Origin of the sequence: uncultured Corynebacterium sp., from assembly GCF_947253065.1 — a bacterium.
Classification (GTDB): domain Bacteria; phylum Actinomycetota; class Actinomycetes; order Mycobacteriales; family Mycobacteriaceae; genus Corynebacterium.
Genome location: NZ_CAMXWS010000014.1, coordinates 40,804 through 50,854 on the forward strand (window position 1 = coordinate 40,804; position 10,051 = coordinate 50,854).

Annotated in this window: 12 protein-coding genes; 7 read left to right on the top strand and 5 right to left on the bottom strand. The window is 58.6% G+C overall.

What is annotated here, in order from left to right; genetic code table 11:
• The first annotated feature begins 61 nt into the window (after nt 1-61).
• From Q0X21_RS05210 to Q0X21_RS05225, 4 genes are read left to right on the top strand one after another with little or no spacing between them, the layout of a single operon-like run.
• Complete coding sequence (locus Q0X21_RS05210) at nt 62-1,024, top strand: ROK family protein (protein ID WP_297850723.1); 963 nt, start codon at nt 62-64, stop codon at nt 1,022-1,024.
• Between the two features lie 7 nt (nt 1,025-1,031).
• A complete protein-coding gene (locus tag Q0X21_RS05215; protein WP_297850724.1) occupies nt 1,032-1,784 on the top strand; it encodes a 1-acyl-sn-glycerol-3-phosphate acyltransferase in 753 nt (250 codons plus the stop codon).
• Nucleotides 1,781-2,299 (top strand): polyadenylate-specific 3'-exoribonuclease AS, encoded by a 519-nt coding sequence (locus tag Q0X21_RS05220; RefSeq protein WP_297850725.1) that lies wholly within the window; start codon nt 1,781-1,783, stop codon nt 2,297-2,299. Before Q0X21_RS05215 ends, Q0X21_RS05220 begins: the two co-directional genes overlap by 4 nt.
• Nucleotides 2,300-2,358: 59 nt before the next feature.
• On the top strand, nt 2,359-3,747 hold the full coding sequence (locus Q0X21_RS05225) for a class II 3-deoxy-7-phosphoheptulonate synthase (RefSeq protein ID WP_297850726.1): 1,389 nt from the start codon (nt 2,359-2,361) through the stop codon (nt 3,745-3,747).
• Nucleotides 3,748-3,768: 21 nt separating this feature from the next.
• Here Q0X21_RS05225 and Q0X21_RS05230 read toward each other — a convergent pair whose 3' ends face one another.
• Nucleotides 3,769-5,049, bottom strand: coding sequence for a protein kinase domain-containing protein (locus Q0X21_RS05230; RefSeq protein WP_297850727.1), 1,281 nt, complete (start codon nt 5,047-5,049; stop codon nt 3,769-3,771).
• Between the two features lie 66 nt (nt 5,050-5,115).
• Between Q0X21_RS05230 and Q0X21_RS05235 the strand changes: the two genes are divergently transcribed.
• The gene (locus Q0X21_RS05235) at nt 5,116-5,499 is read left to right on the top strand and encodes an Rv2175c family DNA-binding protein (RefSeq protein WP_297850729.1); all 384 of its coding nucleotides are present in this window, start codon (nt 5,116-5,118) and stop codon (nt 5,497-5,499) included.
• On the opposite strand, the gene Q0X21_RS05240 is transcribed toward Q0X21_RS05235, so the two are convergent.
• The 3 genes from Q0X21_RS05240 to Q0X21_RS05250 are packed head-to-tail and all read right to left on the bottom strand — an operon-like array spanning nt 5,468 to nt 8,751.
• Nucleotides 5,468-7,030: an alpha-(1->6)-mannopyranosyltransferase A gene (locus Q0X21_RS05240; protein ID WP_297850731.1), complete on the bottom strand. Its 1,563-nt coding sequence runs from the start codon at nt 7,028-7,030 to the stop codon at nt 5,468-5,470. The genes Q0X21_RS05235 and Q0X21_RS05240 overlap by 32 nt on opposite strands.
• 16 nt (nt 7,031-7,046) lie before the next feature.
• Nucleotides 7,047-8,153, bottom strand: a complete 1,107-nt coding sequence (locus Q0X21_RS05245; RefSeq protein ID WP_297850733.1) for a polyprenyl synthetase family protein — start codon at nt 8,151-8,153, stop codon at nt 7,047-7,049.
• Nucleotides 8,154-8,202: 49 nt separating this feature from the next.
• Nucleotides 8,203-8,751 carry a GNAT family N-acetyltransferase gene (locus Q0X21_RS05250; protein ID WP_367172732.1) on the bottom strand — a complete coding sequence of 183 codons (549 nt, stop codon included), beginning with the start codon at nt 8,749-8,751 and terminating at the stop codon, nt 8,203-8,205.
• 199 nt (nt 8,752-8,950) lie between these two features.
• Between Q0X21_RS05250 and Q0X21_RS05255 the strand changes: the two genes are divergently transcribed.
• Together Q0X21_RS05255 and Q0X21_RS05260 are read left to right on the top strand one after the other, a co-directional pair.
• A complete protein-coding gene (locus tag Q0X21_RS05255) occupies nt 8,951-9,388 on the top strand; it encodes an SAV_6107 family HEPN domain-containing protein (protein WP_297850737.1) in 438 nt (145 codons plus the stop codon).
• Nucleotides 9,389-9,503: 115 nt separating this feature from the next.
• On the top strand, nt 9,504-9,896 hold the full coding sequence (locus Q0X21_RS05260; RefSeq protein ID WP_297850739.1) for a DUF3040 domain-containing protein: 393 nt from the start codon (nt 9,504-9,506) through the stop codon (nt 9,894-9,896).
• A gap of 81 nt (nt 9,897-9,977) precedes the next feature.
• On the opposite strand, the gene Q0X21_RS05265 is transcribed toward Q0X21_RS05260, so the two are convergent.
• Nucleotides 9,978-10,051 (bottom strand): IS3 family transposase (locus tag Q0X21_RS05265; protein WP_297850746.1); only part of this gene is annotated, 74 nt, incomplete at its 5' end.

Below are 10,051 nucleotides of genomic sequence, written 5' to 3' on the forward strand. Positions count from 1 at the left end.
CGCACTGGCGGGTACTAGCCGGGATTCGGTTCTTTTCGGTGCGGGGCTAGAATATTGAGCCATGCCTACGCACGAAAGCACCTCCCCGTTGACCATCGGGTTCGATATCGGTGGAACGAATACTCGGGCGGGAGTAGTAGATGCTGACGGCGTTGTAGTGGATACCGTGGCAACACGGACACCAGAAGACGAAGAAGGCTTGACTCGCGCCATCGTCGACTTGGTGGGTCAGCTTCGTAGCCACCACGAGGTGGATGCCGTTGGCCTGGCCATCGCTGGATTCCTCGATCCGGCATGTGAAGTTGTGCGTTTCGCCCCGCACCTTCCGTGGAAGGACAATGAACCAGTCCGAGATGTCTTGCAGGATGCGCTTGGCCTGCCTGTACGGCTTGAACACGATGCGAATTCCGCAGCATGGGGCGAATACCGCTTCGGTGCGGCGAAGGATGCGGAGACTTGGGTGCTTTTCGCAGTAGGAACCGGTATTGGTGCGACTCTGATGCACCACGGCGAGATCTACCGTGGCTCATTCGGTACTGCGCCGGAATTCGGTCACTTGACCGTCGTTCCTGGTGGGCGTGCATGCTCGTGTGGGAAGCGCGGCTGTTTGGAGCGCTACGCATCGGGCACAGCACTGGTCGACACCGCGGTAGAAATCGCGGAGCGCGGTGGTTTTAGGGACTGCGGGCTGTACCGACGGGTCGTCGATAAGCGTGCTTCTGGTACTGATGTTGTGGCTGCGGCGCGCAAGGGCGATGAGCTTGGAATTGCCACGATGAAGCATTTCGCTCAATGGCTTGGCCAGGGTCTTTCCATTGTGTGCGATGTGCTGGACCCTGAGCTGATCGTGCTCGGTGGGGGAGTGAGCCGGGACGCGGACTTGTTCATCGATGCTGCGCGCGAAGGAATGGAAGCTGGGGTCGTTGGTGCGGGATTTCGTCCCACGCCGCGACTGGAAACGGCTGAGCTCGGCGCGCAGGCAGGTATGATTGGCGTTGCTGATTTGGCTCGACACCTGATGTAGAGGACACATGAACAACAAGTGGTACAAGTTTTTCAAGTACATCCTGATCGGGCCCTGGCTGCGGATCTGGAACCGCCCCGAAACGGAAGGGTTGGACCATATTCCGCCTGAGGGCACCCCGGCTCTCATGGTGTCCAACCACCAAGCGGTGATGGACTCGTTCTATTTCCCGCTCGTATGTCCGCGTCAGCTGGTCCACCCGGCGAAGAAGGAATACTTCACCTCCCCTGGTTTTTCTGGTGCGGTGCAGAAATTCTTCATGACGGCGGTGGGGCAGGTTCCCATTGACCGTGAGTCGAAGGACGCGGGTGCGAACCTGCTCAAAGTCACACAAGAAGTCTTTGATAATGGCGACCTGTTCTGCATCTATCCGGAGGGAACTCGTTCACCGGACGGTCGTATTTATAAAGGCAAGACTGGCATGGCGCGCATCGCGATGGAATCTGGTGTGCCGTGCATTCCTGTCGGCATGATCGGTACGCGTGAAGCGAACCCGATCGGTTCGTGGATTCCGCGGCCGAAGAAGGTGCGCGTGAAGATCGGCAAGCCGGTTGACCCGCATCAGTGGGCTCGTGACAACGGCTATGACCCGAATGATTCAGCTGTGTGGCGCCCATTCACCGACTTCTTCACGCAGCAGCTCGTTGAGCTGACGGGCTACGACTACGTCGATGCGTACGCCGCTGATGTGAAGAAGTCGCTTGAAGCGGGCAACGGCTACCCGGAGGGCACGGAGCCTGACTGGCAGAGCATGCAGTGAGGTACTTCTACGACACCGAATTCATCGAGGACGGCACGACGATTGAGCTGATCTCAATCGGCATCGTCGCCGAAGATGGACGCGAGTATTACGCCGTGTCCACCGATTTTGACGCATCTCGCGCGAACCCGTGGGTGCGTGAAAATGTCCTGGAAAAGCTCCCTAATCCGCAGCGCTCCGAGTGGAAGCCGAAGCGAAAGATCCGGGAAGAGGTCTTTGCATTCCTCACCGCGACAGACTCGAAACCGGAACTGTGGGCGTGGGTCGGTGCCTATGACCATGTGGTCCTCGCACAGCTGTGGGGCGACATGGCCAAGTTGCCGAAAGAGATGCCGCGCTACACGCGCGAATTGCGCCAGTACTGGGACATGGCGGGGCGGCCGACGTTGCCGCCAGCGCCCAAAGGCAACCACGATGCGCTAGTCGATGCACGGCATAATCTTCTTAAATTCAAGATTTGCTCCCGGGCCTTGCCACTCGATCGTCGCGGTCACGCCACCGCGAAGGCGGACTAGCTCTGCGCATTTCTACCATCCAACACAAATTCCTTGGCTAACGTGCTAAAAGTAAAGGGGTGAGTTGGACAGTAGACATCCCTAAAGAAGTATTGCCAGATCTGCCGCCGCTTCCCGGTGACATCAATGAGGCGTTTATGGACGTCGTCAACCGTGATGCGAAGCAGCAGCCGAAGTGGGATGAAAACGCGTCTCTATATGTACGCAAAATTCTTGAATCGGTCCCGCCGGTCGTCGTTGCACCTGAGATTCATAAGCTGAAAAGCCAGCTGGCTGATGTTGCCAATGGCAAGGCTTTTCTGCTGCAGGGTGGCGATTGCGCTGAGACTTTCGAGTCCAACACGGAGCCGCACATTCGTGCCAATATTAAGACTCTGCTGCAGATGGCAGTGGTGCTCACTTACGGCGCGTCCACCCCAGTGGTGAAGCTGGCGCGCATTGCTGGCCAGTACGCGAAGCCGCGCTCCTCCGATTTGGATGGCAACGGTCTGCCGAATTACCGTGGCGACATTGTCAATGGTGTGGAGCCGACTGAGGAATCCCGACGCCATGACCCGGCTCGTATGATCCGTGCGTACGCGAACTCGTCGGCAGCAATGAACCTTGTTCGTGCACTGACCAGTTCTGGTACGGCTGACCTGTACCGCGTTGAGGCATGGAACCGCGAGTTCGTGGCTAATTCCGCTGCTGGTGCGCGCTATGAGGCACTGTCGCGCGAGATTTCTCGTTCGTTGCACTTCATGGATGCCTGTGGTGTCAACGACCGTGAGCTGCGCACCTCTGATATTTACGCTTCCCACGAGGCCCTGCTCGTTGATTACGAGCGTGCAATGCTCCGTCTCGCCGAGGACGAGAATGGCGAGACCAAGCTCTACGACCTGTCCGCACACCAGCTGTGGATCGGTGAGCGCACCCGTGGCATGGAGGACTTCCACGTCAACTTCGCCGCGCTGATTGATAACCCGATCGGTCTGAAGCTCGGCCCGTCCGTGACACCGGAAGAGGCTGTTGCTTACGCGGAGAAGCTGGACCCGAACCGTGTTCCGGGGCGCCTGACCATGGTTGCGCGTATGGGCCACGACAAGGTCCGCGATGTTCTCCCGGGCATCGTTGATGCTGTTGAGCGTTCCGGCCACAAGGTGATCTGGCAGTCGGATCCGATGCACGGCAACACGTTCACCGCATCGAATGGTTACAAGACCCGCCACTTTGACAAGATCATTGATGAGGTTCAGGGCTTCTTCGAGGTGCACCGTCACTTGGGTACCCACCCGGGCGGTATTCACATCGAGCTGACTGGTGAGCACGTCACCGAGTGCCTCGGCGGTGCACAGGACATCACGGATATTGATCTGCCGGGCCGCTACGAGTCCGCATGTGATCCGCGCCTGAACACCCAGCAGGCATTGGAGCTCGCTTTCCTGGTTGCGGAGATGCTGCGCAACTAATGCTTCGTTTCGTACGTCGGGCTAATACCCGGTGTACGGAGCTTCAGGCATCCGGATGATCTGTGGGATCTCCCCGTAGGATCCGGAGCCAAACCACCAGCCACCGACAGCGATAGCTGCGGTGGCTGCTGTCATGATGAGCAAAACAACAGCGGTCGCGATTCGGGAGCGGTTCGTCTCTGCCGGAGGGATTTCAGGCTCCTGCCTCTCGACGGGTGCTTCCACCCGCTCGAGCGGGGGAACATGCGGCTCATACGGCTCGTGGAATCCTTGGGGCTGCACGGCAGGAAATGCGGGAGCCGGCTGCGCATAAGCCGGGGGAGCGAGTGGCGGCACATCAGGGGCTGGTGCCGGATCATAAGCAGTTTCCGGTGCGGGTTCAGGTTCTGCCACCTTTGTGATGCTGGTCGGGATCGCAGCAACACGGTTTGCCGCCGATTGCGTTGGAACTGGCACAGTGAATTCTGGCAAGCTCAGCTCAGCAGCGACATCGTCGAGGGCATCGAGGAATTCACCGGCATCCGCGAATCGCTCGCGGGGGTCGCGGGCGGTGGCGGTGGCAACGAGCTCGTCGAAAAGCATTGGGATGCCACGCATGCGTGACGACGGTGCCGGTACGTCCAGCCGCAGCCGTGCCATCGCGTGAGCCAGGGAACTATCCCCATCGAAGGGGACGGTGCCGGTGAGGAGTTCAAAGAGGACGATGCCTGCGGAATACACGTCTGATGCTTGGGTGATCTCGGTTCCGTCGACCTGCTCTGGGGAGAGATAAGCGACGGTGCCCACGATCTGGTCAGTGGAATGGCGGGACTCGCTGGCAGCGCGAACAAGCCCGAAATCAGCGAGTTTCACCGTGCTATCACCATTGATGAGCACATTGTCCGGCTTGATATCGCGGTGCACGAGACCACGGCGGTGCGCGACATCAAGGCCAGTGAGGACAGCCCGCATGACTGCGGTAGCTGCATGAGGCGGCATTGGGCCGCGTTCGGCCAAAAGCTCCCGCAATGTTCCACCGGTGATGAGCTCCATGATGAGAAAAACATCCTCACCAGCAGCGGAGAAATCATAAACATTGACCAAATTCGGATGGCTCAGCTGCGCCATCGCACGGGCTTCACGGGAGAAGCGCTCAAGGAAGACCTGATCATTCACATACCGGCCGTCCATGACTTTGGCTGCGACTTCGCGTCCCAACCGTGTATCCAGGCAGCGGTACACCGTGGACATGCCGCCACGGGCAATTGGGCGGTCAACGACGTACCTGCCTTCAAGTTCATCGCCGGATACAAGGTGGGTCATGCACCCCAGTATGGTGCAACGCGGGCTGCAAACGGTAGTGGGTGTGTGGTGCGTAGAGTAGTTGGCGTGAGTTTTTCTGAGCATGACCCCAATAACCACGACCTCGACGCCCTGCTCGCTGGCGAGACGCTACTGAGTTTCCCCGAGGTAGCAGAGCGTATCGACGTTCCAGTGACCAAGGTCCATGATTATGTCAACGCGGGCAAGCTCGTCTCTTATAAAAAAGCCGGCAAGAAATACATCCCCGAATTGATGTTGGAAAATGGCAATGAGCTTTCCAAGTTCATTGCTGGGGCGATCACCGTAATGCTCGACGGTGGTTTTAACCAGGATGAGATCTTGGCGTATCTCTTCACCGAGGACGAGAGCCTGCCAGGCCGCCCGATCGATGCCCTGCACGGCCATGGCGCACGTGAGGTCATCCGTCGCGCCCAAGCAATGGCGTTCTAAGTACCTGGAATCTCTCTAGATGCCAGGCTCTCGGTGGTTTAGTTGACCTTGTGCCTTCCGGCTCGCGAGCCACGACAGGACTCGTGGACGAGCGCGGCAGAACATACGCAGTGGTGAACCACGCGATGATGAGCACAAGCAACATCCAGAATCCATCGTAGAAACGGTGGTTGCCGCTACCGCTGAATGCGAGTGCGACAACGACTGATGCCCCGATGATCAGACGGGTCAGCCAACGGCGTGGCGTGAATGTTCCAGCAACGGAAATAGACGAGGCGAAGTACCACGGCAAGGTGACCGCATTGAAGAGGAACGCCACCATGTACGCCAGCGCCATGCCCATCACCGCGCGGCGTTCCGATTGTCGGAAGATCCACCACACGGCGACAAGGCCCAGCAGCATGAGAATCGAACCGGCCGTGCGGGTCGCATCCAGCACGGTGTTGTACGGGAATTCCTCATCAAAGAGCTGAAGGAACGGCGTGATTGCATCAGCCGCAAGGGTCGCCCCGGAAAGGGGATTGACCACCTTCGAATTGCCGGAAATCTGCGTCAACCAACCCCAGGATGTGCCTGACGCCACCGTCACGCCAGCAACGACCGCGACGGACACAGCCACAACCGAAAGGCCACCAAGCAGGAGAACGCCCACGCGCTTAGGCAGCTGAGCTTTCTCCGGTGCGTAGTGGTGGACGACCAACCACACGATGAACGGCAGCGTGACGGCTGCGGTAGCCTTCAACGACACTGCGATGCCCACGAGAGCAGTGCCCAGCAAGAAACGGCGCGACAAACATGCCACGAGGCCAAGGCTGACCAGACCGACCATCACGGACTCGTTGTGCATCCCCCCGACCATGTGAATGAGCATCACGGGGTTGCCCACGCCGAGCCACAAGGCAAGGGCAGGATCGCCGCCCAAGCGACGTGCGATGCGGGGGATCGCCCAGGCGATTGCCGCGAAGCCAGCGAGCGAGATGAATTTGTAGATGATGATGCCGGCCATCACATTGTCACCGACAGCAGTGGTCACACCATTGCCAATCCACAGGTGCAGCGGACCGTACGGCGTCGTGGTGTTCCGCCAGTCATGCGACACCTCGAGCAGGTAGGGACCAGGGTTGATCGCGGCACCTTCGGAATACGGATCAAATCCGTCTCGCACCATGGCGCCCTGCATCAGATATGAATACACGTCACGCGACATGAGTGGTGCGGCCAAAAGCAGCGGGGCAGTGGCGGACCACAACGAGGCCCGCGCGAACTCAAACCGATTCTTCACTGCGGAATGCTGCGACAAGATGTGCCAGCCGGCAGTGATCCAACCGAGGACTAAAAGGAAAAGCCCGAGGGTCAACGCGACGTCGAGAAGCCCGCGGGCGTGCCCGTATGAAAGGAAAGAAAGCCCGAAATAGTCGAGTACCCCGCCGCGGTTACGAGTGGCACCCGCGCCGAAAGAACCAAGGAACATCAATGCCGCGCCGGCGGTGCCGAGACAAAGCGCGGTTTGAGGTGAAAGTTTGCGTGACATGGAGCTTAAAGGCACTTTATTTACGACGAGCCGTGGACTTGATCGCCAACGCGGTGAGTGTTTCAACAGCCTCGTCGGTGATGTCTGCGTTTTCCAAGTGCTTCAAACCCGACTGCGTCAGACGCTCAATCCGGGCCTCTGCATCCTCCACGGCGCCACTTACCTCAATGATGTGGCTGAGCTCAGCGATTTCCGCTGGATCAGTGGCGGTGCCAATTCCTGAGCGCAGCTTTTCCGCTGCCTCCGGATCATTTTCATCCGCGGCTTGGAGAGCAACGGCGTAGAGCACCGTGCGCTTGCCTTCGCGGAGATCATCGCCTGCCGGCTTGCCCGTGATAGCTGGGTCGCCGAAGACCCCCAGCAGGTCGTCGCGTAGCTGGTACGCGATACCGATATCGCGGCCATAACCGCGTAGTGCTTCGATGGTCTTCTCGCTCGCACCGGCCAACGCGGCACCCAGATGGAGCGGACGCTCGGCCGTGTAAGCAGCGGTTTTGTAGCGGTTGACCGCGCCAGCCATCTCCACGCTTTCGCTTCCCGACGCCTCGAGCGTGATGTCCAAGATCTGCCCGGCAATAACCTCGGAGCGCATACCACGCCACGGTTCGGCGGCGCGCAGCAGTGCAGCATCGCTCACGCCGGAATAGCGCCACATGTCATCTGCCCATGCCAGCGCAAGATCGCCGATCAGAATGGCGACATTCTGGCCATAGGTGTCAGCATCTCCCCGCCAGCCGTGCTCTGCGTGATGTGCAGCAATTGCGCGATGAACCGTCGGCCGGCCGCGCCGGGTATCAGAAGCATCGATGATGTCGTCATGCACGAGCGCACATGCCTGGATCAGCTCAAGAGCACTTACAGCGCGGAGGACTGCGTGCGGATCTTCAGTGTTTTCGGCAGCATTCGCGGCACCTGAAGCAGCCGTGAAGCCGACCCAGCCATAGGTTGGCCGAATTCGCTTTCCGCCACCGAGAACAAAATCACGGAGATGCCCAACTGCCTCAGCTACCGGCGCACCGATGTCATTGATTCGCGCCGCATTATCGTCGATGAATTCCTGCAGCTCTTTTTCCACAGTGGACGGTACGTCAGCAATGGAAAGGTCGTATGTGCGCTCGCTCAAGAGTGAATGCTCCTTCTAGCAGCAGTGGGGAACACAATTAGAACTCACTCTACAGAGGCAGACTCCGGCCGAGAATAGCGAAGGGGCGTGCGTCCCCGTCGTAGTAGAAACTACGGAGTACATCCCTAAAGCCGATCGAGCGGTAAAGGCCGAAAGCGGCGTTGTTTTCTCGCGGTACTTCAGGCGTTGAAAGCAGAACATAGGGCTGCGGCACTTCTGTAAAGAGCTGCTCGAGCAAAGCTCGCCCGATCCCGCGGCTTTGGATGTGGGGAGAGACATGGATTTCTGCCAGCTCGAAGTAGTTGCCTAGGAGACTGATCATCTCTGGTGTCATTGCGTGGCTATGCACTAAGCCCCGGCGTAACTGCTGGTCCCACCACCGCCGCGGGTTGCCGCGAAAACCGTACGCAATTCCGATGAGTGAGTCGTTGTTGAATGCGCCGACTGCTGCGAAGTCTTGCTCCATTGCGTCTTTGCGCCATACTGCGACCCGGCCATCGCGGATCGTCAGTGGGTACCGCATGGCCTTGATATATAGGTCCACCAGTTCTGGGGCCATGGCAGAGAACTCATGCGGGGAGAGCTTGCGGATAGTCACGGACACGGCCTCTATCGAACCACGTGCAGTGACAGCGCGTGGGCATTTCTCCGGGTCGAGTGAGCGTAAGTTTTCCGTTCGAACGAAGGTACGAACAAGTGTTCGAATTTTGAAGGGTTGTGTCCAGGGTGGTTTCTACGCTCAAAGCCAGTAAGTGAAACAGAAAACAACCACGAGCCCTTTGGGGAGGGGACGAAACATGGCAAGCGTGATCTCGGCAACGACAGGTGCTGTGTACGGGGCGGTGCCCACATCATCGCAGCATGAGGAGTTCATTGGGTCGGCGCGTGTCTTGCTTGAGGATGCGCAAGAGCAGTTTCAGGCGGGGGATGCTGATCTGGCTTTGGAAAGTGCTTACCGGTCGGCACTGCGCACCGCAGGTGCTTCAATTTCGCAATCCGCGGCGGTGGCAAAGCGGAAGCGTTTGCCATCGAGTGCCTGGGAGAAGCTTTCTCTCACTGGTGCCCGTGGTGCTCATTGGGCGGACACCTTCAGCGGCTTTTCGCGTTTGCGTGGTCGTGTCGCATCCGGGATCGAGTTGCGGCCCAGCAAACGGGAAGTTGAGCGTTTGATTGATTTTGCGGAGCAGTTTTTCCTGGAGGTGTCGGGCGGGCAGGATACGCTCAGCGCTGCATAGTCTGTTGAAGCTATTTGGCTGCTGGATTTTGACGGTATGATGGCGGGAACAATTCACTGTCATTGAGCGTTGATAGTTCAGAGAAGATGGCGATAGAACCAGGCTGGGAGTGAAAGTGGCTTTATCTGAGCAAGAACAGAAGTTGCTCCGCGAGATCGAGGAGTCGCTGATGGCTGACGACCCGAAATTCGGGGCGTCGGTTGCTTCCCCATCCGCTGGGCAGGGGACTGGTTCTGGTTTTCGTCTGACGATGCGCTCGCTGGCACTTATCGTGCTCGGTCTGGTGCTGCTTATTTCTGGTGTTGCGCTGGCATCAGAAAGTCTGTGGTTCATCGCGCTGAGCATCGTTGGCTTTGTCGTGATGTTCATTGGTGGCGTTTGGAGCTTGCGTGGCCCTGCTGCGGATGTTGCTCCCACGCGAAATCAAAAAGCTGGGCCGCAATTGAACCGTGACGGCATGAGCTCCCGGATGGAAGAGAATTTCCGCCGTCGTTTTGAGGGTCACTAGAGGCCACACTAAAAGGGCTGCCCCAGAACCGTTCCCCTCCGCATGATTGAACTGGCCCCCGAAAGTTGGACTGGTTTAATTCTAGGCTGTGAGGGGTCCTAGGGTCTGATTCCGATATTGCATCGGGGTCAGGCCCTTGAGTCGTTGTTGGATGC

Excerpts from the sequence above, each read along its gene's own strand:
- Q0X21_RS05210 (WP_297850723.1), top strand. The coding sequence starts at position 62 with ATGCCTACGCACGAAAGCACCTCCCCGTTGACCATCGGGTTCGATATC.
- Q0X21_RS05215 (WP_297850724.1), top strand. The coding sequence starts at position 1,032 with ATGAACAACAAGTGGTACAAGTTTTTCAAGTACATCCTGATCGGGCCC.
- Q0X21_RS05230 (WP_297850727.1), bottom strand. The coding sequence starts at position 5,049 with ATGACCCACCTTGTATCCGGCGATGAACTTGAAGGCAGGTACGTCGTT.
- Q0X21_RS05240 (WP_297850731.1), bottom strand. The coding sequence starts at position 7,030 with ATGTCACGCAAACTTTCACCTCAAACCGCGCTTTGTCTCGGCACCGCC.
- Q0X21_RS05255 (WP_297850737.1), top strand. The coding sequence starts at position 8,951 with ATGGCAAGCGTGATCTCGGCAACGACAGGTGCTGTGTACGGGGCGGTG.